This window comes from Aestuariivirga sp. (assembly GCF_020252395.1).
GTDB lineage: Bacteria > Pseudomonadota > Alphaproteobacteria > Rhizobiales > Aestuariivirgaceae > Aestuariivirga.
Genome location: NZ_JADCDB010000030.1, coordinates 18,658 through 45,263 on the forward strand (window position 1 = coordinate 18,658; position 26,606 = coordinate 45,263).

Genomic DNA, 26,606 nt, shown 5'->3' on the forward strand with positions numbered 1-26,606 from the left:
CGTCAGGAATGCGGGCTCCGGGGCGAAGTGGCCCGAAACATGAACGTCCCGTTCATCGTGGCCATTTCCACCCCGATCATCGCCGGGGTTGCCGGGCGCTCCCGTTGCGATGGCCGTCTCCCCTCATCATCGCCGGGCTTGTCTCGGCGATCCTTTTCCGCAGCCACCAAGAAAGATGCCCAGGACAAGCCCGGGCATGATGATGTCAAGCAAGAGTTTGCCTGTGGTCGCAGGTACAATGATGAAGAATAGCCGAACATAGCACGGGCAGCGCGCGCTGTCAAGGACTATTTTCCGAAAATGGGATTTACCATCCGAAAACGAACCCTCGTCAGTCCTCTTCCTCGGATTTTTCCGGCTTCTTGTGCTCGATCTTCAGCACCTCGAGGGTCGCGGGCTGCACCGTCGCCTCGAAGCTCTGGCCGGCCTGATCCTTGCCGTCGATCTCGTAGCAGCCATCATCGATCTTGATCCGGCGCACGCTCCAGCCCTTGTCCTGGGCGAGCTTCACCACGGCCTCGCGCGGCTGCCAGTCGGACATGGGCACGAAGCAGCCCTCCTCGGCCAGCGCCTGGCCGGCCGGCAGGATCATCACGAGGCCCAAAATCGTCAGTGTCTTCCGCATCGGGTCCTTCCATGTTACGGCCAGAATGGCCGGACCATGCGAGCCGAAGCTGACGGCATCCTGAAGCCCGGCGCAGGAGGGTGTCAGGAAAACGTCAGCCGCGGCGGCGAAGACGGCCTGACAAGACGGGCGGACCACCATGCGAATCCTGCTGATCGAGGACGACACGGTACTGGGCGCCGCGGTGCGCGACCAGATCGCCGCCGGCGGCCACTCGGTGGACTGGGTCAAGCGTCTCGACGCCGCGCACGACGCCATGGCGGGTGCGGCCTTCGACCTCGTGCTGCTCGACCTGATGCTGCCGGATGGCCTCGGCCTCACCTTCCTCAAGGCGCTGCGCAGCCGCGGCGACGTGACGCCAGTCATCATCCTTACAGCGCTCGACCAGGTGTCGGACCGCATCAGCGGCCTCAATGCCGGGGCGGACGATTATCTCGTCAAGCCCTTCGACCTCGCCGAACTCTCCGCCCGCATCGGCTCGGTGGCGCGGCGCTATGGCGGCAACCCCAGCCCCATCGTCACCCATGGCGCGCTGGAGATCGACCGCGCGGCGAAAAGCATCCGGCGCGGCGGCAAGCCGGTCACCCTCACGGCGCGCGAGTGGGCGCTGTTAGATGCCTTCCTGGCGCGGCCGCGGCAATTGCTCTCCAAGGCGCTGCTCGAGGAGAAGCTCTATGCCTTCGATGCCGAGGTGGAGAGCAACGCCATCGAGGTGCATGTCAGCCGCCTGCGCAAGAAGCTCGGTCACGGGGTAATCCACACCGAACGCGGCCTCGGCTACCGGCTGGGCACGCCGTGAGAAAACCCTGGAGCCTGCAGGCGCGGCTCGCCATCTCTCTCGGCCTGCTGCTCACGCTGCTCTGGGCCGCCGCCGCCTCGGTCACGGCACTGCTCCTGCGCGGCGAGATCAACCAGGTCTTCGATTCCGCCCTCCAGGAAACGGCCGAGCGCCTGCTGCCGCTCGCCGTCATGGACATCGTCGGCCGCGAGGACGATGCCGGCACCCAGCGCCTGGGAGCGCTGCGCGAGCGCAATGAATATTTCACCTATGTGGTGCGTGACGGGACGGGCCGCATCCTGCTCCAGTCGCATCATGCGGACCCGAACATCTTCCCGCCCTATGACGGGGCGGGCTTCCGCCAGACCGAGGGCTTCCGCATCTACAACGACGATGCGCTGAAGGGCACGGTGCGGATCTCAGTGGCCGAGCCCATGAGCCACCGCGCCACCGTGTTCCGGGAAATCGTCCTGGCGCTCGGCCTGCCGCTGCTGCTCGTCATTCCCATCGCACTCGCCGTCATCATCTTCGCGGTGCGGGCGAGCCTCGCGCCGCTGCGGCGCTTCCGCAAAGGGCTCGCGGGCCGCGGCAGCAGCGATCTCTCAGCCGTGCCGGCCGACGGGCTGCCGGCGGAACTAAAGCCGCTCGCCGCCTCGCTCAACGATGTGCTCGCCCGCCTCAAGGCGGCCTTCGAGGCCGAGCGCAGCTTTGCCTCCCATGCCGCGCATGAGCTACGCACTCCGCTCGCCGGCGCCATCGCCCAGGCGCAGCGCCTGCGCGGCGAGACCGGCGAGCCCGCCGCCGCCGCGCGCGCGGCGGAGATCGAGGCAACGCTGAAGCGCCTCACGCGGCTGTCCGAACGCCTCATGCAGCTGGCCCGGGCGGAAGGCGGCCGGCTGCGCCTCGATCAGCCGCGCGACCTCAGACCCGCCGCGCGCATCGTGACGGAGGATGCGGCGCGGGGCACGCCCGAGGGCCGGGTCACGCTTCGGCTTCCCGCGGCGCCCGTGCTCTCCGACCTCGACCCCGATGCTTTCGGCATCCTGCTTCGCAACCTCATCGAGAATGCCCTGCGCCATGGCGCGGCGGATGGACCCGTCGCGGTCACGCTGGCGGCGGACGGCCTGCTGACGGTGGCGAATGACGGACCGGTGGTGCCGCCTGAAACGCTCGCGCGCCTCACCCGGCGCTTCGAGCGCGGCGGGTCGGGCAACGAGGGCAGCGGCCTCGGCCTCGCCATCGTCGCGGCCATCGCCGGCCGGCTGAACAGCACGCTCATCTTGCGTTCGCCCGCCACGGGGCGCACACAGGGTTTCGAGGCGGCGATCAGGCTTCCGCTCGCGGCAGATCAAACCGTCACGAAACAGGCCGATGCATAGAACTCCAGAATCCAGAATGAAGGCACGACATCATGAGCGCCAATGAAGCGGCGAAACTTCCCTACCAGCCGGCTCACGAGGAGCTGCACTACATCAACCGCTCCGGCTGGCTGCGCGCCGCCGTGCTGGGCGCCAATGACGGCATCGTCTCGGTGTCGTCGCTGGTCGTCGGGGTCGCGGCGGCTGACCCCACGCCGTCCGCGGTGCTGATCGCGGGCTTCGCCGGCCTCGCCGCCGGCGCCATGTCCATGGCGGCGGGCGAATATGTGTCGGTGAGTTCGCAGTCCGACATCGAGCAGGCCGACATCGCGCGCGAGCGCCAGGCGCTTCTCGACACGCCCGAGGCGGAGGAGCACGAGCTTGCTGCGATCTATGAATCGCGCGGCCTGTCGCCCGCCACCGCGGCCCTGGTGGCGCGCGAGCTGACCGAAAAGGATGCGCTCGGCGCGCATGTGCGTGACGAGCTCGGACTGTCCGAGGTGCATGCCGCCAACCCGCTGCAGGCGGCCATGGCCTCCGGCCTCACCTTCTCCGTGGCGGCAGCTCTTCCCGTTCTTGCCGCGGTCTTCGCGCCCGAGGGCCGGATCATTCCCACCGTCGTGGTCACTACACTGGTAGCCCTCGCCGGGCTCGGTGCGCTGGGCGCCCATGCCGGGGCGGCGCCGAAGCTGCCCGCCACGCTGCGCGTGCTGTTCTGGGGCGCGGCGGCCATGGCCATCACCGCCGGCGTGGGCCATATCTTTGGCGTCAGCGTCTAGAGCGGCGAGTCAGATGAGCCGGGGCCGAGATTGCGGATCGCCTCGGCTGCCGCGGCGCGCTGCGCCGGGATGGTGGCGGACAGGATCTCGATGCGGTCGAAGCGGCCGGGGTGACCGGCCAGCTCCCGGCGCAGCGCGGCGCCAAAGGCCTGGCGCAACTCGGTGCCGATGTTGAACTTGGCGACGCGGTGCTGCCGCGCCAGCCGGCGGCGCGTTTCCGGGCTGATGCCGCTGCCGCCATGCAGCACCAGCGGCACGCGCGTCACTGCCGCGATGGCCTGCAGCGCCGCAAGGTCGATCCCCTCCGTGGCCTCGGTCTGCAGGTGCACGTTGCCCACCGATATGGCCAGCGCATCCACCCCGGTTTCGCGTTCGAACAGCGCCGCATCCGCAGGCTGGGTGACGGCGGAGGCGCGTCCGCCGGCATAGCCGACGAAGCCCACCTCGCCCTCGACCGAAACGCCCGCAGCCCGCGCCGCCTCTGCCACGCGGCAGGTGAGCGCGATGTTCTGCCCGAGGGTGAGCGACGAGCCGTCGATCATCACCGAGGTGAAGCCCTCGCCGATGCCGGCGAGGCATTCCTCCAGCGTCACGGCATGGTCGATGTGGCAGGCAACCGGCACGCGCGCATGTTCGGCAAGGTGGCGGAAAATTTTCCCGAGCACGGACACCGGCGTGTGGCGGCGCGCCCCCGGCCCCGCCTGCAGGATCACCGGCAGGCCCGCCTCCTCCGCCGCCTGGGTATAGGCAAGCGCATCCTCCCAGCCCTGCACCACAAGACCCGCCACGGCATAGCGCCCGGCGACGGCGGGCTGCAGCAGGTCACGGAGCGTGGCGACGGTCATTTGAACTTCGCGATCATGTCCTTGATGCCCGGAATGGTCTCCACCTGATAGGCATGTTCTGGCTGGAAGAACTGCACCAGCGGCCTCTGGCTCAAGCCCCCGAGGATGGTGAAGTAATACATCTCGTAGCCGGGCGCTGCGACGCAGGGGTGATAGCCCTTGTCGAGGATCACCGTGGACCCGTTGACGATGTGATAGGCATCGCCGGTCTTGCCGTCCTCGCGCTGGACCAGCTGCAGGCCGAAGCCGTGCGCCGGGCGAAAGCGGAAATTATAGGTCTCGTCATGGCGCGTTTCGAGCGGCAGACGGTCGGTGTCGTGCTTGTGCGGCGGAAACCCGGACCAGCCGCCCGCGCCCACGGTGAATAGCTCCGACACCAGCAGGCGGCCCACCCTGTCACGGTACTTGGCGCCGAGGATATGCTTGATCTTGCGGTGCGTCTTGGTGCCGTCGGAGCCATATTGCACCACATCGATGTCGGCGCTGCGCACCGCGAAGGGCTCGCCGCCGCCGTCGAAGCGGGCGCCGGCGATGAACACCTCCGCCGCCTCCGACACGCAGGTGAAGCGCGCCCTTGCGCCAGGCGGCACGAACACGCCTTCGGGCTCGCCGTCCCACACATCGGCGCCGCGGTTGCCGATGGCGGCGAAGCGCTGGCCTTCGACGCCAACGTCGAGCGTTCCCGTGGCGGGCACCACCGCCGTCTCGTAGCCGGGTACCCGATATTCGAAGGACACGCCGCGGCCGAGCTTGACGATGTTGAAATAGTTGAGCGGCACGCGCGGATCGTCGATATCGACGATCGGGGCGTTGCGGTTGTCGAAGGGCGGAATGTGCATGGGGTCCTCAGGGCGCGTGGCGCGAGATGAAGGCGTCGAGTTCGGCGGCGGTGGGCGAGGCGGGGGCACAGCCCACCCGGGTGACGGTGATGGCGGCCGCCGCCGCGCCGCGCCGCACCCCGGCGGCAAGGCCAAGGCCCTGCGCGAGGCCGGTGACGAGGCCGGCCATGAAGGCATCGCCAGCACCGGTGGGCTTCAGCGCCGCCACGGGGAAGATGGGCGTTTCGAAACTGCCGTCGCCGGCGAAGGTGACGGAGCCCTTTTCGCCCATCTTGTAGATGACGGCGGCGCAGCGGGCGGCGAGCTGCCGCGCATGCGCATGCCCGCCGCTGCCGCCGGCCAGCACGTCGAACTCCACGTCGTTGCCCACCACCATGCCGCTCAGCTCCGCCGCCTCCGCCGAAATGCGGGCGGCGTCGGCCGGACTGGCCCAGGAATAGGGGCGGTAGTCGAGGTCGAGGATGACCGGCCGCCCCGCGGCGCGCGCCATGCCGATGGCGCAGAACGCCGCAGCGCGCGATGGTTCGGCGGCGAGCGCCGTGCCGGTGACAATGAGCGCGCCGTGGTCTGCGAAGCGGATCGGCGCCACATCCTCCGGGCGCAGCGCGAAATCCGCCGCGCCATTGCGGTAGATCACCGACTGGCAATCCTCGCGGCGGGTTTCCACCACCGCGAGCGAGGTGCGCGCCTCGCCGCCCGTGCCGCGCACGTGCTGCGTGCCCACGCCATAGCGCGCCAGTTCGTTCAGCACGAAGCGGCCCACCGCATCCTCCGACAGCGCGGTGACGAGCGCCGCCCTGCCGCCGAGTTTGACGATGCCCGCCGCGATGTTGGCGGCGGAGCCGCCGAGGGCGGCGGTGAAGTTCTGTGCGGCCTCGGCACGCGTGCCCGGCGGATCGGCATAGAGATCCATGCCGGCGCGGCCCAGCACGAGAAAATCATTGGCGGCGATCTGCGCCATATGGGAGTCTGGCGTGCCCAGCATGCACCCGCCTGTTCTTGACGGGTGAGGATAGGTGGTGTGTAGTTTCGTTGCAAGCGCTTGAAAGGCGAGGTGTTTTCACGTGGCGCGCATCGGCATCGGCATCGTCGGCGGCGGCTATATGGGCAAGGCCCATGCGGTGGCCATGGCGGCCGTGGGCTCCGTGTTCGCCACCGCGCTCCGCCCCGCGCTTGAGACGATCTGCACGACGACGCCCGAGGGCGCGGCGGAGAAGGCCCGGCAGTTCGGCTTCGCCCGCGCCACCGCCGGCTGGCGCGACCTCGTTGCCGACCCGAAGGTCGAGGCCGTGGTGATCGCCAGCCCGCAGCACACGCACCGCGACATCGCGCTTGCGGCACTCGCCGCAGGCAAGCACGTGTTCTGCGAAAAGCCTCTGGGCATGGGCGTGGCCGAGAGTGCCGAGATGCTGGCGGCGGCGGAGGCCAGCGGCCTCGTCCACATGACGGGCTTCAACTATATCCGCACGCCCGCCTCGCAGCTCGCCCGGCAGATCGTGGCCAATGGCGAGATCGGAAGGGTGACGTGGTTTCGCGCCGAGCACACGGAGGATTTCTGCGCCAGTCCGGATGAGCCCGCCTCGTGGCGCACGCGTGGCCGGGCCAATGGCAACATGGGCGATCTCTCGCCCCACATCGTCAATGCCGCGCTGGCCTTCATGGGCCCCATTGCCAGCCTCTGCGCCGAGATCGAGACGGTGCATGCCACAAGGCCCTCGCCCGCCGGGCCAGAGGCGGTGACCAATGACGACCAGGCGCAGATCATGTGCCGCTTCGCCTCCGGCGCCATGGGGCACCTGTTCATCAGCCGCGTCGCGACGGGGCGCAAGATGGGCTATGCCTATGAGCTTCACGGCACGCAGGGCGCGATCCGCTTCGACCAGGAGGACCAGAACGCGCTGTGGCTCTACCGCGCCGAAGGCCCGCAGGCGCGGCGCGGCTTCACCAAAATCCTCACCGGCCCCGAGCACCCGGACTACAAGGCCTTCTGCCTTGGCCCTGGCCATGGCACGGGCTACCAGGACCAGATCGTCATCGAGGCGCGGGATTTCCTCGCCGCCATTGCCGAGGGCAGGCCGCGCTGGCCGAGCTTCGCCGATGGGCACCGCGTGAACCAGGTGATCGCGGCGGCATGGGAGTCGCACGAGCGGCGCGGCTGGGTGAATATGGCATGAACAGACGGGGCACGGCATGGCGCGATTGAACTGGGGCATGATCGGCGGCGGCGAGGGGAGCCAGATCGGCCCCGTGCACCGCATCAGCGCCGCGATGGACGGGCTCTTCACCCTCGCCGCGGGCGCTCTCGACATCGACCCGGCGAAGGGCCGCGACTTCGCGCAGCGCATCGGCATAGCACCCGGCCGCGCCTATGGCGACTGGCGCGCGATGCTGGCGGGCGAACGCGGCCGCCCGGACCGGGTCGACCTCGTCACCGTGGCCACGCCCAATGCCACCCATTACGGGATCGCCAAGGCCTTCCTCGAGGAAGGCATCCACGTGCTGTGCGAAAAGCCGATGACGGTGACGGTCGAGGAGGCCGAAGACATTGCCGCCACGGCGCAGCGCACGGGCGCCATCTGCGCCGTCAATTATGGTTACACAGGTTATCCGCTGGTGCGCCATATGCGGGCCATGGTGGCGCGGGGCGAGCTTGGCCGCATCAGGCTCTGCGTTGTCGAGTTTTCGCACGGCTTCCATGCCGACGCGGCGGATGCCGAAAACCCGCGCATGCGCTGGCGCTACGACCCGGCACTGGCCGGCCTCTCCGGCCAGTTCGCCGATTGCGGCATCCATGCGCTGAACATGGCGAGCTTCGTCACCGGCGAGAATGCGCGCGAACTGTCCGCCGATTTCCTCTCCGCCATCGCCAGCCGAAAGCTGGAGGATGACGCGATGGTGAATGTCCGCATGGACGGCGGCACGCGGGTGCGGCTGTGGACGAGCTCCGTGGCGGTGGGCAGTTTCCACGGCCTCAACATCCGCGTCTTCGGCGAAAAGGGGGGCTTGCGCTGGGCCCAGCAATGGCCGGACCAGCTGCACTGGACGCCGCTCAACGGCCGCGCGCAAGTGATCGAGCGGGGTGCGGCGGATTCACCCGATGCGGCGCGCGCCACGCGCATCGCCACCGGGCATTCCGAAGGCATGCTGGTGGCCTTCGCCAATATCTATGCCGATCTCGCCGAGGCGATCCACGCAAGGCGCGAGGGCCGCGCGCCCGATCCGGCGGCAGGGCATTACCCGACCGCGGCCGACGGGCTGCGCTCCATCGCGGCGATCAAAGCCGCCGTCGACAGCGCCGCGCAAGGCGGGCAATGGGTCGACGCCCGGCCGCCATCGCTGCGGCGCTGACGCCTAAATCTCGCCGCCGAGATAGAGCGCCTTCACGCGGTCATCCGCCAGGAGCTCCGCAGAATTGCCGGTGAGCGCAACCGTGCCCGTGGTCAAGGCATAGGCGCGCTGCGAGATGCGCAGCGCCATGCGGGAATTTTGCTCGACCAGCAGCACGCTTACCTTCTCGTCCCTGTTGATGGCGACAATGGAGCGGGCGATGTCCTGGACGAGCTTGGGCGCGATGCCGAGCGAGGGCTCGTCGAGCAGCAGGAGCCGCGGCTTGGCCATGAGCGCACGGCCGATCACCATCATCTGCTGCTCGCCGCCGCTCATGGTGCCCGCCGCCTGGGCATAACGCTCCTTGAGGCGGGGGAAGCGCGTCAGCACCATGTCCAGCGTGCGGGCGATGTCCGCCTTGTCGCTGCGGGTGAAGGCGCCCATCAGCAGATTATCTTTGACACTCATGTAGGGGAAGACGCGGCGGCCTTCCGGCGCCATGGCGATGCCGGCCTTCACGAGATCAGCGGGGTTCTGGCCGTCGATACGCTGGCCAGAATAGTGGATCTCGCCCTTGCGGATCTTGCGAAGCCCCGTGATGGCGCGGAGGATCGACGACTTGCCCGCGCCATTGGCGCCGATCAAGGCCACCGTCTCCCCTTCATTGACGCTCAGCGACACGCCCCGCAGCGCATGGACGTGGTCATAGAAGAGATCGACGTTCCGGAAATCGAGGATCTGGCTCATCGTCTAGAGTCCGATCGCTTCGTCCTCGACGCCCAGATAGGCCTCGATGACGCGCTGGTTGTTCTGGATCTCGGAAGGCGTGCCCTCGGCGATCTTCTCGCCGAAGTTCAAGACCACGATGCGGTCGGAAATCTTCATCACCGCCGGCATGTCATGCTCGACGAGCAGCACGGTGAGGCCGCGCTCGCGCAGCTTCCGCACCATGGCCACGGCCTTCATCGTCTCGTCATGGTTCATGCCGGCGAAGGGCTCGTCCAGCAGCAGCACGGTGGGGTTGGTGGCAAGCCCGATGGCGATGCCGAGCGCCCGCAAATGGCCATGCGGCAGGTTGCGGGCCAGCTCGCCGCCGATGGCGTCGAGCCCGAGGAAGGACAGGATCTCATCCGCCGATCCGGCAAAACGCGCCTCGTCGCGGCGGGCTTCGGCGGAGCCGAGGAAGAAGCCCAGCAGCGAGGCTTTGGCGCGCAGCTGATGCGCCACGATCACGTTGTCGCGCACGCTCATGTTGCGGAAAATCGTCGTCTCCTGGAAGGTGCGAACGACACCTTTGCGCGCCGCGATGTGCGGCGCCTGGTTGGAGATGCGCTCGCCCTTGAAGGTCACTTCGCCGGAGGTCGGCTTGAGGAAGGACGAGATCAGCTTGAACAGCGTCGACTTGCCCGCACCATTGGGCCCGATGACCGAGAGGATCTCCCTCTCGTTCACACCGAAGCTCACGTCATTCACCGCGATGAGGCCGCCAAAGCGCTTGGTCAGTCCCTTGACCTCGAGGATCTGCGCCATGCCTCAGCCCTTCCGCTTCGCGCCGAGGCTCAAGAGGCCGTTGGGCAGCACCAGCATCAGCACGATCATGGCGGTGGAATAGATCAGCAGCTGATACTTCTCCATCGAGAACAGCAGGTTCCAGCCGAGATAGAGCACCAGCGTGCCCAGCATCGGCCCGAAGACGTAGCCCAGGCCCCCGAGGAAGCAGTTGAGCATGAAGTTGACGCTGTCCGTGACCGTGAAGCTCGAGGGATAGATCGACTGCGTGGCGCCGATGAACACCGCCCCCGCCAGCCCCCCGAGGAAAGACGAGATGGCATAGGCCATGACGCGCAGCGCCGCGATGTTGACGCCGATCGAGGAGGCCAGCTCCTCGTTCTGCTGCAGCGACAAACAGATATGGCCGATGCGCGAATGGACGAGCCGGTACATCAGCGCGAAGCAGACGGTCATCAGCACAACCGAGAGATAGTAGAAGGCGATGCGCGGGTTCTCGAGCGTCGCGAAATCCGGCGCCAGCGCAAGGCCGAAAAGCGAGATCGGACCTGGCAGGGGGATGGAAGTGATGCCCTTGGCTCCGTTGGTGATAGGCACGGCCAGCGCCAGCAGCCGCATCACCTCGGTGAGGATCAGCGTCACCATGGCGAAATAGACACCGCGCAACCGCAGGATCGGCACGCCGATCAGGATCGAGGCCACGGCGCAGAAGATGCCGGCCACCGGCAGCGTCCACCAGAAGGACCAGCCGTAATACATGACGAGGATGGCCGAGACATAGCCGCCCATCAGCGCATAGGCGCCTTGTCCGATGTTGATGCGGCCGATATAGAAAGTAAGCCACACGCCCGCGCTGGCGATCGAGAGCAGCGCGACCGAGGTGAAGACATAGTAGAGATCGGTGCGGCCGGTGGCGGCGATCAGCCACGGCGCCACGACGAAGACGGCGATGAGAAAGAGAAGGAGGCCGATGATCTTCTTGGTCATGGCGCTCAACCCCAGGGCTTGCCCATCAGGCCATTGGGCCTGATCGAGAGGAACACCATGAGGGCTGCGAAGATGACAAGATACGTGACGTCGCCATATTCGCGCAAGACCGTGAGGCCCACCGACTCCATCATGCCGAGGATGAAGCCGCCGGCGATGGCGCCGCCGGCCACACCCGCCCCGCCGATCATGATCATCATGAAGGCCTTGACCGAGATCGGCCCGCCGATGCCGGAGTTTACGCCGGTGATGGAGACGAGAAGCCCGCCGACCACGCCCGCCAGCATCGCGCCCATGGCGAAGCCGATCATGGTGTAGCGGTCGACCTCCACGCCCATCAGCTGGGCCGCCACGCGGTCCTGCGCGAGCGCCCGCATGGCGCGGCCCGTCTTGGTGTATTTCATAAAGGCGATGAAGGACAGGATCATCGCGGCGGCGACGGCGCCCACCACAATGCGGTCATAGGGCAGGATGATGCCGTAATCGTTGAACACGCCCTTAACGATCTTCGGGACCCCGCGCTGCTTCTCGCCGAAAATCAGCAGCATGACGGCATCGAAGAAGAAGGCGGTGGCGGCGGCGAGCAGCATGGTGCTCTCCTCGCGGTGGCTGCGCCTGATCACCGTTCGGAAGAGATAGCGCTCCATGAAGCCGCCGATGATGGCGAGGGTCAGGCCGGAGCAGAGGACGGCGATGGGAAAGGGCAGGCCCAGCTGGCCGTAAACCGTGTAGGTGATGAAGCCGCCCAGCACATACATCTGGCCATGCGCGAAGTTCAGCACGTTCATCAGACCGAAGATGAGCGTGAGCCCCAGCGCGATCAGGGCATATTGCGCCCCGAGGTAGAGACCGTTGGCGATGACCTGTTCCATCTGACGTCCGAATGCTGGTTTAAATGGCTGAGGGGCCCGGCATGGCCGGGCCCCCAGTGCCGTCTTGTGTCAGGCGGTCATCAGTCGACGGTGCCGACGAACAGCGTCTCGAACTTGCCGTCCTTGTATTCGTTGACCACCATGGGGACTGCCACCTGACGCTTCTGGCCGAAGGAGGTGGAGCCGACATATTTCAGCTTGGCGTCCGGGTCCTTGAGGTAGGGGTTCGGCGCTTCGAAGGTGTCGATGGTCTTCTTGAACTCGTCGACATTGTCGATGGCCTTGGGGTTGGCCTTCATGGTCTCGAGGATATAGTCGAGGACATAGACCTTGGTGTTCGACTCGTCGTTATATTCGCCGAACTTCTTGGTATAGCGCGCGACGAATTCCTTCATGTGGTCCGACGCGATCTCCGGCGTCGAGGCGCCGCCCACCGAGATGAAGCCGTTGGCGAGTTCGCCGGCGCCCTCTTCCAGCACCTTGGCGTCCTGCGCGGTTTCGGTGGAGATCAGGCCCTCATAGCCCAGCTCGCGCGCCGCGCGGATCAGCAGCGGCGCATTGGCCGGCGCGACGCCCGAGAGCACCAGGAGGTCGGGCTTCAGCGCCACGATGGGGGTGAGCACGGGCGTGAAATCGCGCGTGTCGTTCTGGTAGGTGTCCTTGTCGGCCACCACCTCGAGGCCAAGCGCCTTGGCGGCGGCGACGCCGGAATCGCGCTGGCTCAGCGGGTCGGACTCGTTGGCGGCGACGAAGGCCACCTTCTTCACGCCCTTGTTGTCCATCAGATATTTGTAGATGGCCGGGCCCGACTGGTAGTTGGCGATCATGCCCAGCACGGCGTTGGAGGCGGGCGCGGTGTAAAGCTCCTTCGGGAAGGCATAGGGGAAATAGATAATGCCGTTCTTCTCGGCCACCGGGCGGACAGCGGCCGCGCCGTCATCGACGTTGGGGCCCACCACGTAGTGGATGCCTTCCTGGGCCATCTTTTCCATGCCCTCGACGGCGCGCTTGGGGTCCTTCTGGTCGTCGAAGGTGACGATCTCGATCGTATAGGTCTTGTCGCCGATCTTCACGCCGCCCAGCTCATTGTACCATTCGGCGAGCGTCTGCATGGAGCGCACGTTGGACGTGCCCCAGGCGGCGGCCGGGCCGCTGGTGACGCCCACGAAGCCGATCTTGAGATTGGCATCGGCGGCGGACGCCGCATGGGCGCCGGCGAAAAGGGCAAGGGCGCTGGCGGCCCCGATCAAGGCACGGCGAGAAAGCGTAGGCATGGAGTCCCTCCTGTCAGGTCTGACGTTCTTCCCATCGGTTCGCCCGGCGCCGCCGCATGGCTTGCGGTCTGGCTTGGCTGCCGGTCCGATTTTGAAGTTGGACTCGAATGCCGGAACATGCAATAAAAAAACACAACTGTATACACTTGGCTATGTTTCAGGCAGCCTGCCCAATTCCCGGTCAGGCCGCCCGGGACACGCCAGACTTGCAGGATGAGCGCCGGACATGAAGATCAAGGTCATCAACCCCAACACCACCGCCTCGATGACGGCGACGATCGCCGCCGCCGCGCGGGCCGTCGCCGCGCCCGGCACCGAAATCGTTCCCGTCACCTCGCGCTCCGGGGCGGTGTCGATCGAGGGCCATTACGACGAGGCGATGAGCATCGTCGGCCTGGTCGACGCCCTGAACGAGGACCCGGTGGCGGATGCCTATGTGATCGCTTGCTTCGGCGACCCCGGCCTCCTGGCGGCGCGCGAGATCGCCGAAGGGCCCGTACTGGGCATTGCCGAGGCCGCCATGCATGCGGCGAGTTTCGTCGCCACCGGATTTTCCGTCGTCACCACTTTGGAGCGCACCCGCATCATCGCCGAGCATCTCGTGCGCAATTACGGCATGGAACATCACTGCCGCCGGGTGCGCGCCACCGACATTCCGGTGCTGGAACTGGAAAGACCCGAATCCAACAGCCGCAAGCTGATCCTCGAGGAGTGCGAGCGCGCCATCACGGAGGATGGCTCGGGCGCCATCGTGCTCGGCTGTGCCGGCATGGCAGACCTCAATGCCTGGCTCGAAGACAAGCTGGGCGTGCCCGTCATCGACGGCGTGACGGCCGCGGTGAAATTCGCCGAAGCCCTGGTGTCGCTGGGCCTTCGCACCTCGAAGCGGGGCGACCTCGCCTATCCGCTGCACAAGCCCTACAAGGGGGCGCTCGCCGCCTATGCGCCGCCGGACCGCAACCCGGCGCCCAAACGCAAGCTGGGCTAAACCCTATTTGGCGGCGATGCCGCCGCGCCGCGCGGTGTCCTTCCCGAACAGCCGGCCGAAATCGACGTTCACCAGTGCATTGGACAGGTCGAGCTGCGCCTCGATGTGCTGCAGGTGATGGTTCATGTATTGCACGGCGCGGGTCCGGTTGCGCTGGCGGATGGCCGTGGCGATCTCCAGGTGCTCGCCATGCGAACAGGGAACGGCGCCGGGCGATTCATAAAGCGCGATGATCAGCGAGCTGCGCGACACAAGCTCGGTGAGGAAGCCCGTCAGCACCGGATTGCCGCCGATGCGGGCCAGCTGCAGGTGGAAGGCGCCGGAGAGCTTGAGCCGCTCTTCCTTGTCGCCCTTTTCAGCCGCTTTCTTCTCCTGCCGGGCGGTGTCGACGAGCGTGGCGATGTCGCGCTCGGAGCCCAGCTCGACCGCCCGCTCCACCAGCACCCGCTCCAGCGCCCGCCTGGCTTCGAACACGTGGCGCGCCTCTTCCGCCGAGGGCTTGGCGACGAAAGCCCCTTTATTGGGCACCAGCTCCACCAGCCGCTCATGCGCCAGCCGCTGCAGCGCCTTGCGGATCACCGTGCGGCTGATGCCGAAAGCCTGCGCCAGCGCATCCTCCTGGAGCGGCGTGCCGGGCGCAATGCGGTGGTCGATGATCGCCTTGTAAAGGCTCTGGTGCACCCGCTCGTCGGAAGTGCCTGCCCGCTTGGGGGGCCGTTTTGCCGCTCTCGCCATGGCGCGATACTAAAGCATGTTCCGATCAGGTGGAATCACCTGATCGGGACATGCGCGAGAGTGGGAGAAAACGGACTTGCCGCGCGGCTCAGAAGATCACTCTTCCGTCTGGCTGCCAATCCTGTTGGCCAGCGCCCAGCGCAGGCTGTGGATCTGGTCGACGAGGTTGAGGATCACGCCGATGCCCTCCTTGTTGACGCCAAGGTCGCCCTGCAAGTCGCGGATCAGGCCCGCACGCGCCAGGTCGGCTTCGGAGAACAGGGGCTCGGGATCAGCCTGCTCGGGTGACAGCCATTCTTCCTCAATCCACACTTCCAGTGTCTGCCGGTCAAGATGGGTGCGCAGAAGGAATTCGCTTTTGGTAATGATCATGACAGCATGTCCCGGCGCGGATCGTAGCTCGGCCCCGGCGTCCAGCCGGATAGGAAGTTTTCAAGGGCGGCATCGGGCTCGGTGGGCGCCATGACCTTGAGCTTGACGAGCTGATCGCCCGCACCGCCGCCCCTCTTCGGCACGCCCTTGCCCTTGAGGCGCAGCGTGGTGCCGGTGTTGGAACCCTTGGGGACCGCCGCCATGACGGCGCCCGTCGCCGTCGGCACCTTCACCTTGCCGCCCAGCACCGCCTCCTGGATGGTCACGGGCAGTTCGAGCAGGATGTCGTCACCCTCGCGCGTGAAGAAGCGATGCGGACGGATGGCGATGGCCACCAGCGCATCCCCCGGCGGACCTTCGCCACGCGAGGGTGCGCCCTTGCCGCGCAGCCGCAGCACCTGGCCCTCCTCGATGCCGGCGGGAATGGCAACGTCGAGCGAGCCGCCATCGGGCAGCGTGACGCGGCGCGTGGCGCCATTCACCGCATCGAGGAAGTCGATCTCGAGTTCATAGGAACGGTCGGCGCCGGGCGCGCGGCGCGCCTGTTCCTGACGGCGGCGCAGCAGCTCGGCGAGAAAATCGTCCTGCGAGGCGAAATCGTCGAAGCCCGAACCCGCGGTCTGGTACTGGTAGCGGCGGCCGCCGGGGTCCTGGGCATATTCCTTGTAGTAGCGCTCATGCTGACGTTCCGCTCCGGAGGCGTCGATCTCGCCCGCGTCGAAGCGGCGGCGCTTCTCTTCATCGGACAAGAGGTCATAAGCGCCGGCGGCCTGCTTGAACTTCTCCTCCGCCGACTTGTCGCCGGGATTCAGGTCCGGATGCAGCTTCTTGGCCAGCTTGCGGTAGGCCGACCTGATCTCTTCGGCCGTGGCCGTCTTGGCCACGCCCAGTGTTTCGTATGGATCCTTCAACGAGCCCTCCAAACGGTGCAGGGCGCCAGTATAAGTCAGCGCAGGGCGCGGGGATATCCCCCGCGCCCCGCATCTCAGTGGGCGGCGATCTGGGCGGCCTTCTCCACCAGCACCTGGGCCTGGCGGATCGAGGCATAGTCGATCAGGCGGCCGTCGAGCGACACCGCGCCCTTGCCCTGGGCCTCCGCCTCCTTCATTGCCTCGAGGATGCGCTTGGCGCGCGTCACTTCCGCCTCCGACGGGCTCATCACCTCATTGGCGAGCGCCACCTGCGAGGGGTGGATGGCCCACTTGCCCTCGCAACCCAGCACCGCGGCGCGGGCTGCCGCGGCCTTGAAGGCATCGGGGTCGGAAAAGTTGCCGAAGGGACCGTCGACGGGCCTGAGGCCATTGGCGCGTGCGGCCACCACCATGCGGGCAATGGCATAGTGCCACATGTCGCCCCAGTGCACCTGGCGCGAATTGTCGGCGAGCGGTTCGGTCAGCACGGCGTAGTCGGCATTGGCGCCACCGATCGAGGTGGTGCGGGCGCGCGTCGAGGCGGCGTAGTCCGCCACGCCGAAGTGCAGCGACTCGTTGCGCCTGGAGGCCGCCGAGATCTCGTGCACGTTCTGCATGCCGAGTGCGGTCTCGATGATCAGCTCGAAGCCAATCCGCTTCTTGCGGTTCTTCGCGGTCTCGACCTGCGTCACCAGCATGTCCACCGCATAGACGTCGGAGGCGGAGCCGACCTTGGGGATCATGATGAGGTCGAGGCGGCCGCTTGACTGTTCCAGCACGTCCACCACGTCGCGGTACATGTAATGCGTGTCGAGGCCGTTGATGCGCACCGAGAGGGACTTGTTGCCCCAGTCGATGTCGCCGATGGCCTGAATGATGTTCTTGCGGGCCTGGGCCTTGTCATCAGGCGCCACCGCATCCTCAAGGTCGAGGAACACGACGTCGGCAGCGGATTTCGCCGCCTTCTCGAACATCTGGGGCTGGCTGCCGGGAACGGCCAGTTCGCTGCGGTTCAGGCGCGGCTTGGCCTGTTCGACGGTAAAGAAGCTCATGATCAATCCTATGCAACAGGTCAGGCGGCCTTGCGGCGGCGCAGGATTTCGGCCTGCGCCGCTTCGGGATCGAAGAGGCCGTTCTCGAACACATAGCGCACCAGCTGGTGGCGGCGGTAGAGGCCCATCTCGCGGATCGCGCGGGACATGTGGGCCTTGACCGTGGCGCTGCACACGCCGAGGAGATGGGCAATCTCCTTGTCGGCGAGGCCGCAGCAGACAAGCTGCAGCACCAGCATCTGCATGGCCGAGAGGCGGCAGGGCTTAGGGTCATAGCGGTAGGAGCGGAGCTCCGGCACCACGTTGATGGCGCCGGACGCGGTCCTGATGCGCCCCAGGCGCACTGGGGTTTCAAGAGGCAGGTTCATGACGTCCACCTTACGCCGCCTTGAGGACCTTCTGCGCCGTGCTGCCGATTTCGGCAGGGGTCGGCGCAATGGCCACGCCCACATCGCGGAGCAGCTCCACTTTTTCGGAAGCGCCCTCGCCAAAGGCCTGGATGATGGCGCCGGCATGACCCATCTTGCGTCCCTTGGGGGCGGAGAGGCCAGCCACATAGGCGATCACCGGCTTCGTCATGTTGTCGCGGATGTATTCCGCGGCTTCCGCTTCCTGCGGGCCGCCGATCTCGCCGATCATCACGACCGCATGGGTGCCGGGATCGGCTTCGAACAGCTCGAGAATGTCCTTGAAAGAAGAGCCGTTGATCGGGTCACCGCCGATGCCCACCGAGGTCGAGACGCCGATGCCCAGTTCCATCATCTGCGCAGCGGCCTCGTAGCCCAGCGTTCCCGACCGGCCGACGATGCCGACATTGCCGGGGAGATAGATGTTGCCGGGCATGATGCCCATCATCGCCTTGCCGGGCGAGATGACGCCCGCGCAATTGGGTCCGATGAGGCGCATGCGGTTCTCCGCCCGGTAGCGGCGCATGTAGCGCTTGACGCGGATCATGTCTTGGCTCGGAATGCCGTCGGTGATGGCGACGCAGAGGCGCACATTGGCGTCTGCCGCTTCCATGATCGAGTCGGCCGCGAAGGGCGGCGGCACGAAAACGATCGAGGCCGTGGCCCGGGTCTTCTCCACCGCTTCCTTCATCGTGTCGAAGACGGGAAGGCCGTCGATCACCGTGCCGCCCTTGCCGGGGGTGACGCCACCCACGATGTTTGTGCCGTATTCGCGCATCTCCTTCGCATGGAAGGAGCCGATCTTGCCGGTGATGCCCTGCACCAGAACCGGCGTCGTACGGTCGAGAAGGATGCTCATGCGTTCACCACCTTGAGGCCAACGGTGTTGGCGTTGTTCTTCCATGCCGCCACCGCGCGTTCGGCGGCTTCGGCCAGCGTATTGGCGCGGATGATGGGGAGGCCTGAGCGCGCCAGGATGCGGCGGCCCTCCTCCACATGCGTGCCCGCCAGGCGCACGATCACCGGCACGCCGGCGGGGCTCTTCTCCAGCGCCTGGACCACGCCTTCGGCAACCCAGTCGCAGCGGTTGATGCCGGCGAAGATGTTGACGAGGATGGCCTCGACGTTCTTGTCCATGGTCACGAGCTTGAAGGCCTTGGCCACGCGCTCCGGCGTGGCGCCGCCGCCGATGTCGAGGAAGTTCGCCGGCTCGCCGCCCGCCAGCTTGATCATATCCATGGTGGCCATGGCGAGGCCCGCACCGTTGACGATGCAGCCGATCTTGCCGGTGAGGCCGACATAGGACAGGCCACGGTCATTGGCGTGGGTCTCGCGCGGGTCTTCCTGGCTCTTGTCGCGGAGTTCGGCGACAGCCGGGTGGCGGAACAGCGCGTTGTCGTCGAAGGTCATCTTGGCGTCGAGCGCCATGACGTGGTCGTCCTCGGTGACGATGAGCGGGTTGATCTCCAGCATCGTCGCGTCCAGCTCCTCGAAGGCGCGGTAGCAGCCCATCAGGGCATTCACCGCCGACTGGATCTGCGACGGCTTGAGGCCCAGGGCGAACGCGATCTCGCGCGCCTGGAAGGCCTGCATGCCGACGGCCGGCTCGACGCTGACCTTGACGATGGACTGAGGCTTCTCCGCCGCAATCTCCTCGATCTCCATGCCGCCTTCGGAGGAGGCGACGACCATCACGCGCTCGGACTTCCGGTCCAGCACGAAGCCCAGATAGAGCTCCTTGGCGATGGCAACACCACCCTCGATGTAGAGGCGGCCGACGATCTTGCCGGCGGGACCCGACTGATGCGTGACCAGCTTCTTGCCGAGCAGGTCGTCGGCAGCGTCCATCACGTCGTCTTCAGAGCGGCAAAGCTTCACGCCGCCGGCCTTTCCGCGGCCGCCGGTGTGGACCTGCGCCTTGACAACCCACAGCTTGCCGCCAATTTCACGCGCGCGGTAAGCCGCCTGCTCGGGGCTGTAGGCCAGCGCGCCCTTGGGTGTTGCCACGCCGAAGCGGGCCAGGATTTCCTTGGCCTGATACTCGTGAATATCCATGACGTGCTCCTCAGGCCGCGTTCTTGAGAGCGGCGGCCGGGGTGGCGCCGCGGTAATACTCGATGGCCGCACCCACGCCCGCGCCCGCCGTGACCGGCACGCCAAGGTCGCGCATCGCCATCTCGGCGCCTGCCAGCGCCTGGAGGCACATGATCTCGTTCAGGTCGCCCAGGTGGCCGATGCGGAACACCTTGCCCGCCACCTTGTTGAGACCCATGCCGAGCGACATGTTGTATTTGGTGTAGGCATGGCGCACGAGGGCGGCGCTGTCGAAGCCCTCGGGCAGCAGGATGGCGCTGACCGTGTCGGAATGCCACTTCGGCGCTGCGGCGCAGAGCCTGAGGCCCCAGGCCGAGACGGCCCGGCGCACGCCCTCTGCGAGGCGGTGGTGGCGGGCGAAGACATTCTCCAGGCCTTCGGCCAGCAGTAGGTCCGTCGCGGCCCTCAGTGCACGGAGCATGTGGAGCGGCGGGGTGTAGGGGAAGAAGCCGTCCTTGTTGGTCTTCATCATGTCTTCGAAATCGAAGTAGCAGCGGCGCATGGAGGCCACCTTGCGCGCGGCGAGCGCCTTGCCGGAGACGGCGAGGATGGCGAGGCCGGCGGGCATCATGAAACCCTTCTGCGAACCAGAGACGCAGATATCCACCTTCCACTCGTCCATGCGGAAGTCGATGGAGGCGAGCGAGCTCACCGCATCGACGAAGAGAAGGGCTGGATGATGCGCATCGTCCATCGCCTTGCGGACCGCGCCCACGTCGCTCGTGACACCGGTGGCGGTTTCATTGTGGGTGACGAGCACGGCCTTGTAGGCATGCGCCTTGTCGGCCTTGAGCTTCTCGGCGAAGATCTCGACCGGAACGCCCTCGCCCCACGGCACGTCGATCACGTCAGCCTCGAGGCCCATGCGGGTGCACATGTCAGCCCATAAGAGCGAGAACTGGCCGAAGCGGGCGATCAACACCTTGTCGCCGGGCGAGAGCGTGTTGGTCATTGCGGCTTCCCAACCGCCGGTGCCGGACGCCGGGAACAGGAAGACTTGGGCCGATTCGGTCTTGAACACCTTCTTCACGTCGGCGAAGAGCGGCAGGGTGAAGGCGGGCAGGTCCGGTGCACGCTGGTCCTCCATCGCGATGTCCATCGCGAGACGCACCGCCTGCGGCACGTTGGTCGGTCCCGGAATGAAAAGGCCCCGTGTTCCTGACATGCACTTTCTCCCATCTGTGTTGTTGTGGTGGTCTCACCATGGACGGGCGGCCCGAAAATGAAAACACCCGGAAAACCAGCCTTTTGGCATCTATTAGGGTGGGTATTTTCCCACCTGTCCGAGCTGTAAATCTTCCTTGTCAACACTAGGCCTACCCGTTAGGGTGGGTTCATGACAGAAATCCGCAGTGTCATCATCGCCGACCCGAACACCATCATGCTCCAGGCCCTCTCGGAGTTGTTCGAGCGCGACAAGCGTTTCACCCTGGTTGCAACGTCCAAGACTGCCGAGGGTTTCCTCGAATCGTGCCTGCGCGTGCCGGTCGACATCGGCGTCGTCGATTGGACCCTTCCGCAACTCGGCGCCGAGCGGCTGCTCGGCATCCTGCGCGACAGGCCGGATGCGCCGCGCATCGTCGTGTATTCGGGCGCGGGCGAGCCGGACGTGCCGCGCCGCGCCATGGCTGCGGGGGCGGCGGCGTTCCTGAGCCGCGACGCGCCGGAGCAGCAGCTGCTCGATGTCGCCGCCACCGTTGCTGCGGGCCGGATGGTGTTTCCCTTCATGGACGTGCGTTCGCTCAAGCGCGACCCGCGCGACAGCCTCACCGAGCGCGAGAAGACGCTGCTCGCCGCACTCGCCAAGGGCCGCACCAACACCGAGCTCGCAGCCGAACTCGACATTTCGATCAACACGGTGAAGTTCCACTTGAGGAACCTCTACGAGAAGCTCGGCCTCAACAACCGCTCCCAGGCGATTGCGTTCTATTATGCGAATGCAGTGTCGTAGATCCCCCGCCACTCTGTCCGTCACCCCAACCAATTGGGACGCTACACGCTGGGGTGACCCAACGGGATGGGTGCGACGGTGAACAAGGGGGCAGCCTCAGAGCCCCTTCCCTTCCATCCATTGATCGAGCCTCTGCATCTCCGCCTCGCCGATGCCTTCGGGCCGGATCAGCGCGCGCCAGCCCGCCGCATAATCGCGCGCCGCATAGACGTGGCCGCGGCCCTTCGGCACCGTCGTCGCCGTCATCATGTCGAAGGCGAGCTGGATGAAGGTGATGCCGGGATACCAGGTCAATGCCGGCGACACGCCCGCCCCGCGCGGCGCCTTCATCCAGGCGGGCTCCCTGCGCCACATGCCGGTCTCGAAGAAGGTGATGGCATCTGAAGGATATTGCAGATAGGCGATCTTCACCGGGCCCCAGCCGGGCGAGGCGATCTGCGCGCGGTCGCCGGCATTGAAGAAGCGGAACACGGCGGGTGTGCGGGCCTGCGGCAGCCAGGCGGGAGACTCCGTCAGCCGCGTCGCGGTCACCTGTTTCCAGGTGCGGCTGGCGAAGGGCGGACCCGCCCACAGCGCGCCCTCGAACGGGTCACCCAGCAGCGCATAGGCATCGGTCGCAAGATCGGAGTTGAGCGAGCCCAATGACAGGCCGAAGAGGAACAGCCGCGGCCGCTGGTCCTTGGGAAGGCTGCGCCAGTGGCCATAGACGGTGTCGAACACCTTCGCCGCCGTCTCCTCGGCATATTGCGGATCGACAAACAGCGTGAGCCAGCTCGGCAGATAGGAATACTGCACCGAGACGGAGGCGACGTCGCCCCCCGTCAGCACTTCGAGCGGCAGCATGGCGGCGGGATCCACCCAGCCCGTGCCGGTGGGCGTGGCAATCACCAGGAACTTGCGGCTGAAAGCATTGGTGCGCTTCAGTTCCGCGAGCGCCAAGGCGGCGCGCTCCTGCGGTGTATCAGCCGAGTTGAGGCCGACATATATCTGCAAAGGGTCCTTCGCCTCATGGCCGGTGAGGGCCGCGATTTCCGCCGCAGTGGGCTGGGAGAGCACGCGCAGCCGACCCTGGCGGCCGAGGTCCTCCCAGCGGACGAGCGAAGCGGCGCTTCCCGCCTTCATCGGGTCGGTGGGCTGGGCCTCCTCCGGCGGGATCAGCGCGTCGATGCGCCGGTAGGAGGAATCAAGCCCGCGCAGAAGCGCGTCGAGCAGCACGCCATTGCCGATCGACCAGAAGATCCACGAGGCGGCGACAACGGCGATCAAGACCGCCAGGCGGGGCGGCAGCACGCGGCGCAGCGGGGCGCCGACGAAGTCGCGCAGTGCCGCGAAGCAGCGGCCCGCCAGCATCAGAACCACGATGAGCAGCACCCCGGCGATCAGCAGCACGAAGGGCCAGCTGCCGCCATTGGGCTGCATGTCCAGCGCCTTGCGCACCTCGTCCTGCCAGCCCTCGCCCTTGAAGGCCGCGGCCAGCATGATAACGATGGCAGCCGCGGCAGCAAGCACGCGCATGGGCTTCAGCAGCAGCCGGGGCGGCAGCGGCAGGCCGAGCCACACCCACAGGGCTGCGATGCCCACCGCGAGCGCATAGCCCGTACTGAAGCACAGCCCGCCGATCGCCCCCTGCAGCAGCCCGTCGCGCGGGATGAGGCTGGGGGTGAGCGCCGCGGCCCAGAACAGCGCGCCGAGAATGAGCCCAGCGGCCGAGAAGGGGCCGGTGAGACGCTGGTAAAGTGCGGTGCCGAGTTTGCCCACTGCGCGGCGCTCCTGTTCGGGCGGAGGAAGACACTCGCGCGCTCCTCCTGTCAAGCGCAGCGGGGCGCGGCTCGCTTGCGCGGGGGATCGTCCTTGAGCCGCACCCGGGCCTCTTGCTCGAATTGCTTCTTGCGCTTGGGGTTGAAGGCATGGACGAGCACCGCCACGAAGGCGGCCGGCGCCGCCCATACCCACCAGGCCGGGAGGATGTTATGCATCATTCGCGTTGTCTCCCCAATTCGGCTGACGGGATCATGAATCGTGGCGTGCATGCAATCGTTTTTGCCTTCTTCGACTCGCGCGAGGAGCTGTCGCGCGCCGCCATGCGCCAGCAGGTGGAGCTCTGCCTTGCCGCCGGCGTGGCGGGCATCGCGGCGCTCGGCCTTGCCACCGAGGTGGCGAAGCTCAGTTTCGCCGAGCGCTGCCGCGTTATCGACTGGACGGCGGAGGACGTGAACCGGCGCAGCACGCTGGGATTCACCATCGGCGGTCAATCGGTTGGCGAACAGGTGGCGCTGCTGCGCGTGGCGGAACGGGCCGGGGCCCAGTGGCTGGTGCTGCAGCCGCCGCAGGTGGGCAGCTACCCGGCCGAGGAATACATCGCTTTCTTCAGCCGCGTGATGGCGGAGACGGAGCTTCCCTGCGCCATACAGAACGCGCCGCAATATCTGGGCCGCGGCCTGGCCGACCGCGACATCGATGCGCTGCGCCGCCGGCATGCCAACTTCCGCATCATCAAGGCGGAGGCCACGGCCAACGATGCGGCGCGGCTGAAGGCGCTGGCGGGCCCGGACTTCCGCGTTTTCAACGGCCGCGGCGGGCTTGAGATGATCGAATGCCTGGAGGCCGGCTGCGACGGCTTCCTGCTGGCCCCCGATCTCGCCGACTATGGGGCGCGTGTCATGCAGCTCTTCGATGCCGGAGCGCGCGCGGCGGCGCTGGCCCTGCACCAGGAAACGCTGCCCGCCATCGGCTTCGCCATGCGCTCGCTCGAGCACCTCGTCTGCTATGGCAAGCGGCTGTTTGCGGCGCGCGCCGGGCTGGCCGTGTTCGACCGCGCGCCAGCGCTGCGCCCCGAGGAGGCCGAACTCGCCCTGCTCGCGCAGATGGCGGACCGGCTCGGGCCGTTTCCCGCATTCACAGCGTGACAGGCGGGCCGTAGGCGGCGCGGATGTCGCGCTCGGCGTCGTCGATGAGGCGCGTCATCGCCTCGGTGGCGCCCTTGGCATCGCCCGCCTTCACGCAGGCGAGGATATGGGTGTGGGCGGCCACCGATTGCTTCAGCGTCACGCCGCGCAGCTGCTGGCCGCGGCGGCTGGCATGGAAGCTCTCGCGCAGCGCCGAGGCCATGCCCTCGAACAGGTAGGACAGCACGCGGTTGCCGCTGGCCAGCGCGATCGCCTCGTGGAACTCCACATCGGCCTGGTGGAAGCGCAGCTCCGCACCCTCCGCGTTCTTGTTCACCTCGGCGGCCGCGGCGCGCATGCGCTCCAGCGCGGCTTCCGCCGCCATCAGCCCAGCGCGGCTCGCCTGGCGGGCGGCCATGGTGACCGACTGGATCTCCAGCGAGCGCCGCACCTGAATGAGGTCGAACAGGCACTTGGGGTCGGTGCGCAAGAGCGAGGTGAGGAACTCCGCAAAGACCGAGCCATCCGGCTGGCGCACGATGGCGCGGCGGCCGCGCGCCACGTCAAGCAGGCCGCGCCCCGCCAGCATCTTCACCGCCTCGCGCATGGTGACGCGGCTCACGCCATAACGCTCCGCCAGATCGGACTCGCTGGGCAGGCGCATGCCCGGCGTCATCTGCCCCAGCACGTGCTCGCTCAGGCGTTCGGCAACGCTGATGGCGGAGGGGCGGAGCCCGGCGGGCGGGGCGTGAGGCATCAACTTGTAATATAACTTTTGCTGCAAAGCACAATGGCGATGTTGCGGAGCAACACCACCAACACCGGCAGCTTGCGCCAAAAGCCCCTGTTCTGCAAGTCTCCGGCGAGGGTGGTCACTCACCTCCAGAATCCGTCTTTACAGAGTTGTATGACTACTTTACCGTCACTGCCTGGCGCCATCCGGCCCAGAGACCGGCCTTCAAGCCGGCGTCACACACTCGTCTCGGGAGGACACTCATGATTCTGAAGTTCGTTTCGCTTGCCGCCGCCTCGGCGGCCGCCCTTGCCTTGACCTTCGGCGCCGCCAGCGCGGCGGAACCCACGCCGAAGTGGTGCGAGGGCGTGAAGATCGCCGCCTTCCCAGGCGGGCCGCAGGGCGGCGTCTTCGCCAACAACGTCTATAACGGCTTCCGCCAGGCCGAGGCCGACCTTGGGCCGACGGTGACCTATTATTTCTCTGACTGGGATCCCAACAAGATGCTCCAGCAGATCCAGCAGGCGGTGGCCACCAAGGTGGATGGCATCGCCACCTATGGCTTCGCCGGCGAGGCGGCCACCGGCCCGATCGTCGATCAGGCCTTCGCCCAAGGCACGATCTTCACCAGCCTCAACACAGCGCTGCCCGACAGCCAGAAGAAATTCGCCGCCAATGGCTTCGGCTATGTCGGCGCGCCGAACTACAGCGCCGGCTTCGCGCTGGGCTCGGAAGCCGCGAAACGCGCCAAGCTGCAGTCGGGCGACAGCGTCTTCGTCTGGGGCCTCAAGGGCCAGGGCGGCGACCGCGGCCAGCGCACCGTGGGCGTGATCGACGCCTTCGAGAAGGCCGGCGCCAAGGTCATCTACCAGGAGATCGACGCCGCCACCAACGCTGACCCGAATGCCGGCACCGCCACTTTCGTCGGCGTCATGGGAGCCAACCCCGGCGTCAAGATCGTGGTCACCGATCATGGCGGCCTCACTTCCAACGTCGGCGTCTATGCCAAGGCCGCCTCGCTGAAGCCGGGGCAGGTCTATTTCGCGGGCTTCGACATGTCGCCCAACACCGCCCAGGCGGTGAAGGAAGGCTTCCAGAACCTGGTCATCGACCAGCAGCCGTTCCTGCAGGGCTATATCCCGATCCTCAACATCTGCCTCACCAAGAAATATGGCTTCTCCGGCCTCGACATCAACACCGCCGGCGCCTTCGTCGACGCGACCAATGTCGACGCGGTGGCGCCGCTGGCCGCCGTCGAGATCCGCTGACGCGCCGCTGCGGCGGC

29 protein-coding genes are annotated in these 26,606 nt (G+C 66.9%); 9 read left to right on the forward strand and 20 right to left on the reverse strand.

Annotated features, from left to right (window positions below; all coding sequences use genetic code 11):
• Positions 1 to 331: 331 nt before the first annotated feature.
• Entirely contained in the window at positions 332 to 766 is a 435-nt protein-coding gene (locus tag IOC82_RS13770) for a PepSY domain-containing protein (protein WP_290546774.1), read from the reverse strand.
• Here IOC82_RS13770 and IOC82_RS13775 point away from each other — a divergent pair.
• From IOC82_RS13775 to IOC82_RS13785, 3 genes are read left to right on the forward strand one after another with little or no spacing between them, the layout of a single operon-like run.
• Positions 765 to 1,424, forward strand: a complete 660-nt coding sequence (locus tag IOC82_RS13775) for a response regulator transcription factor (RefSeq protein WP_290546775.1) — start codon at positions 765 to 767, stop codon at positions 1,422 to 1,424. The two genes, IOC82_RS13770 and IOC82_RS13775, sit on opposite strands and share 2 nt — an antisense overlap.
• Complete coding sequence (locus IOC82_RS13780; RefSeq protein WP_290546776.1) at positions 1,421 to 2,782, forward strand: ATP-binding protein; 1,362 nt, start codon at positions 1,421 to 1,423, stop codon at positions 2,780 to 2,782. The genes IOC82_RS13775 and IOC82_RS13780 overlap by 4 nt, the downstream gene beginning before the upstream one ends.
• 32 nt (positions 2,783 to 2,814) lie before the next feature.
• Entirely contained in the window at positions 2,815 to 3,540 is a 726-nt protein-coding gene (locus tag IOC82_RS13785; RefSeq protein WP_290546777.1) for a VIT1/CCC1 transporter family protein, read from the forward strand.
• On the opposite strand, the gene IOC82_RS13790 is transcribed toward IOC82_RS13785, so the two are convergent.
• The 3 genes from IOC82_RS13790 to iolC are packed head-to-tail and all read right to left on the reverse strand — an operon-like array spanning position 3,537 to position 6,209.
• On the reverse strand, positions 3,537 to 4,385 hold the full coding sequence (locus IOC82_RS13790) for a class II fructose-bisphosphate aldolase (RefSeq protein WP_290546778.1): 849 nt from the start codon (positions 4,383 to 4,385) through the stop codon (positions 3,537 to 3,539). The genes IOC82_RS13785 and IOC82_RS13790 overlap by 4 nt on opposite strands.
• Positions 4,382 to 5,224 carry a 5-deoxy-glucuronate isomerase gene (locus tag IOC82_RS13795; RefSeq protein ID WP_290546779.1) on the reverse strand — a complete coding sequence of 281 codons (843 nt, stop codon included), beginning with the start codon at positions 5,222 to 5,224 and terminating at the stop codon, positions 4,382 to 4,384. The genes IOC82_RS13790 and IOC82_RS13795 overlap by 4 nt, the downstream gene beginning before the upstream one ends.
• A gap of 7 nt (positions 5,225 to 5,231) precedes the next feature.
• Complete coding sequence (gene iolC / locus IOC82_RS13800; RefSeq protein ID WP_290546780.1) at positions 5,232 to 6,209, reverse strand: 5-dehydro-2-deoxygluconokinase; 978 nt, start codon at positions 6,207 to 6,209, stop codon at positions 5,232 to 5,234.
• A 79-nt stretch (positions 6,210 to 6,288) separates the two neighbouring features.
• Between iolC and IOC82_RS13805 the strand changes: the two genes are divergently transcribed.
• Both IOC82_RS13805 and IOC82_RS13810 read left to right on the forward strand, forming a co-directional pair.
• Positions 6,289 to 7,398, forward strand: coding sequence for a Gfo/Idh/MocA family oxidoreductase (locus IOC82_RS13805; RefSeq protein WP_290546781.1), 1,110 nt, complete (start codon positions 6,289 to 6,291; stop codon positions 7,396 to 7,398).
• Between the two features lie 16 nt (positions 7,399 to 7,414).
• Positions 7,415 to 8,572 (forward strand): Gfo/Idh/MocA family oxidoreductase, encoded by a 1,158-nt coding sequence (locus IOC82_RS13810; protein ID WP_290546782.1) that lies wholly within the window; start codon positions 7,415 to 7,417, stop codon positions 8,570 to 8,572.
• A gap of 3 nt (positions 8,573 to 8,575) precedes the next feature.
• Here IOC82_RS13810 and IOC82_RS13815 read toward each other — a convergent pair whose 3' ends face one another.
• The 5 genes from IOC82_RS13815 to IOC82_RS13835 all read right to left on the reverse strand — a co-directional run bounded on the left by IOC82_RS13815 (position 8,576) and on the right by IOC82_RS13835 (position 13,193).
• Positions 8,576 to 9,298, reverse strand: coding sequence for an ABC transporter ATP-binding protein (locus IOC82_RS13815; RefSeq protein ID WP_290546783.1), 723 nt, complete (start codon positions 9,296 to 9,298; stop codon positions 8,576 to 8,578).
• A 3-nt stretch (positions 9,299 to 9,301) separates the two neighbouring features.
• Positions 9,302 to 10,081 carry an ABC transporter ATP-binding protein gene (locus IOC82_RS13820; RefSeq protein ID WP_290546784.1) on the reverse strand — a complete coding sequence of 260 codons (780 nt, stop codon included), beginning with the start codon at positions 10,079 to 10,081 and terminating at the stop codon, positions 9,302 to 9,304.
• A gap of 3 nt (positions 10,082 to 10,084) precedes the next feature.
• Positions 10,085 to 11,047, reverse strand: coding sequence for a branched-chain amino acid ABC transporter permease (locus IOC82_RS13825; protein WP_290546785.1), 963 nt, complete (start codon positions 11,045 to 11,047; stop codon positions 10,085 to 10,087).
• Positions 11,048 to 11,052: 5 nt separating this feature from the next.
• Positions 11,053 to 11,919 carry a branched-chain amino acid ABC transporter permease gene (locus tag IOC82_RS13830; protein WP_290546786.1) on the reverse strand — a complete coding sequence of 289 codons (867 nt, stop codon included), beginning with the start codon at positions 11,917 to 11,919 and terminating at the stop codon, positions 11,053 to 11,055.
• Between the two features lie 80 nt (positions 11,920 to 11,999).
• A complete protein-coding gene (locus IOC82_RS13835; protein WP_290546787.1) occupies positions 12,000 to 13,193 on the reverse strand; it encodes an ABC transporter substrate-binding protein in 1,194 nt (397 codons plus the stop codon).
• 226 nt (positions 13,194 to 13,419) lie between these two features.
• On the opposite strand from IOC82_RS13835, the gene IOC82_RS13840 reads away from it, so the two are divergent.
• On the forward strand, positions 13,420 to 14,181 hold the full coding sequence (locus tag IOC82_RS13840) for an aspartate/glutamate racemase family protein (protein WP_290546788.1): 762 nt from the start codon (positions 13,420 to 13,422) through the stop codon (positions 14,179 to 14,181).
• A gap of 3 nt (positions 14,182 to 14,184) precedes the next feature.
• On the opposite strand, the gene IOC82_RS13845 is transcribed toward IOC82_RS13840, so the two are convergent.
• The 8 genes from IOC82_RS13845 to IOC82_RS13880 all read right to left on the reverse strand — a co-directional run bounded on the left by IOC82_RS13845 (position 14,185) and on the right by IOC82_RS13880 (position 20,917).
• Positions 14,185 to 14,916, reverse strand: coding sequence for a GntR family transcriptional regulator (locus IOC82_RS13845; RefSeq protein WP_290546789.1), 732 nt, complete (start codon positions 14,914 to 14,916; stop codon positions 14,185 to 14,187).
• A gap of 96 nt (positions 14,917 to 15,012) precedes the next feature.
• Entirely contained in the window at positions 15,013 to 15,288 is a 276-nt protein-coding gene (locus tag IOC82_RS13850; protein WP_366935686.1) for a chaperone modulator CbpM, read from the reverse strand.
• A complete protein-coding gene (locus IOC82_RS13855) occupies positions 15,285 to 16,199 on the reverse strand; it encodes a J domain-containing protein (protein WP_290546790.1) in 915 nt (304 codons plus the stop codon). Before IOC82_RS13855 ends, IOC82_RS13850 begins: the two co-directional genes overlap by 4 nt.
• Before the next feature lie 74 nt (positions 16,200 to 16,273).
• Positions 16,274 to 17,251 carry a CoA ester lyase gene (locus IOC82_RS13860; protein ID WP_290546791.1) on the reverse strand — a complete coding sequence of 326 codons (978 nt, stop codon included), beginning with the start codon at positions 17,249 to 17,251 and terminating at the stop codon, positions 16,274 to 16,276.
• 20 nt (positions 17,252 to 17,271) lie between these two features.
• Positions 17,272 to 17,619, reverse strand: a complete 348-nt coding sequence (locus IOC82_RS13865) for a LuxR C-terminal-related transcriptional regulator (RefSeq protein ID WP_290546792.1) — start codon at positions 17,617 to 17,619, stop codon at positions 17,272 to 17,274.
• 10 nt (positions 17,620 to 17,629) lie between these two features.
• Positions 17,630 to 18,517: a succinate--CoA ligase subunit alpha gene (gene sucD / locus IOC82_RS13870; protein ID WP_290546793.1), complete on the reverse strand. Its 888-nt coding sequence runs from the start codon at positions 18,515 to 18,517 to the stop codon at positions 17,630 to 17,632.
• Positions 18,514 to 19,713 carry a malate--CoA ligase subunit beta gene (locus IOC82_RS13875; RefSeq protein WP_290546794.1) on the reverse strand — a complete coding sequence of 400 codons (1,200 nt, stop codon included), beginning with the start codon at positions 19,711 to 19,713 and terminating at the stop codon, positions 18,514 to 18,516. Before IOC82_RS13875 ends, sucD begins: the two co-directional genes overlap by 4 nt.
• Before the next feature lie 10 nt (positions 19,714 to 19,723).
• Complete coding sequence (locus tag IOC82_RS13880) at positions 19,724 to 20,917, reverse strand: aminotransferase class V-fold PLP-dependent enzyme (protein WP_290546795.1); 1,194 nt, start codon at positions 20,915 to 20,917, stop codon at positions 19,724 to 19,726.
• Positions 20,918 to 21,088: 171 nt separating this feature from the next.
• On the opposite strand from IOC82_RS13880, the gene IOC82_RS13885 reads away from it, so the two are divergent.
• Positions 21,089 to 21,703 carry a response regulator transcription factor gene (locus tag IOC82_RS13885; RefSeq protein ID WP_290546796.1) on the forward strand — a complete coding sequence of 205 codons (615 nt, stop codon included), beginning with the start codon at positions 21,089 to 21,091 and terminating at the stop codon, positions 21,701 to 21,703.
• 96 nt (positions 21,704 to 21,799) lie between these two features.
• Here the strand turns inward: IOC82_RS13885 and IOC82_RS13890 are convergent, their stop codons facing one another.
• On the reverse strand, positions 21,800 to 23,461 hold the full coding sequence (locus IOC82_RS13890) for an alpha/beta-hydrolase family protein (RefSeq protein WP_290546797.1): 1,662 nt from the start codon (positions 23,459 to 23,461) through the stop codon (positions 21,800 to 21,802).
• Between the two features lie 50 nt (positions 23,462 to 23,511).
• The gene (locus tag IOC82_RS13895; protein ID WP_290546798.1) at positions 23,512 to 23,682 is read right to left on the reverse strand and encodes a cbb3-type cytochrome c oxidase subunit 3; all 171 of its coding nucleotides are present in this window, start codon (positions 23,680 to 23,682) and stop codon (positions 23,512 to 23,514) included.
• Positions 23,683 to 23,727: 45 nt separating this feature from the next.
• On the opposite strand from IOC82_RS13895, the gene IOC82_RS13900 reads away from it, so the two are divergent.
• A complete protein-coding gene (locus IOC82_RS13900; protein ID WP_290546799.1) occupies positions 23,728 to 24,609 on the forward strand; it encodes a dihydrodipicolinate synthase family protein in 882 nt (293 codons plus the stop codon).
• Here the strand turns inward: IOC82_RS13900 and IOC82_RS13905 are convergent.
• Positions 24,599 to 25,345, reverse strand: a complete 747-nt coding sequence (locus tag IOC82_RS13905) for an FCD domain-containing protein (protein ID WP_290546883.1) — start codon at positions 25,343 to 25,345, stop codon at positions 24,599 to 24,601. The genes IOC82_RS13900 and IOC82_RS13905 overlap by 11 nt on opposite strands.
• Before the next feature lie 239 nt (positions 25,346 to 25,584).
• On the opposite strand from IOC82_RS13905, the gene IOC82_RS13910 reads away from it, so the two are divergent.
• The gene (locus IOC82_RS13910) at positions 25,585 to 26,589 is read left to right on the forward strand and encodes a substrate-binding domain-containing protein (protein WP_290546800.1); all 1,005 of its coding nucleotides are present in this window, start codon (positions 25,585 to 25,587) and stop codon (positions 26,587 to 26,589) included.
• Positions 26,590 to 26,606 lie beyond the last annotated feature (17 nt).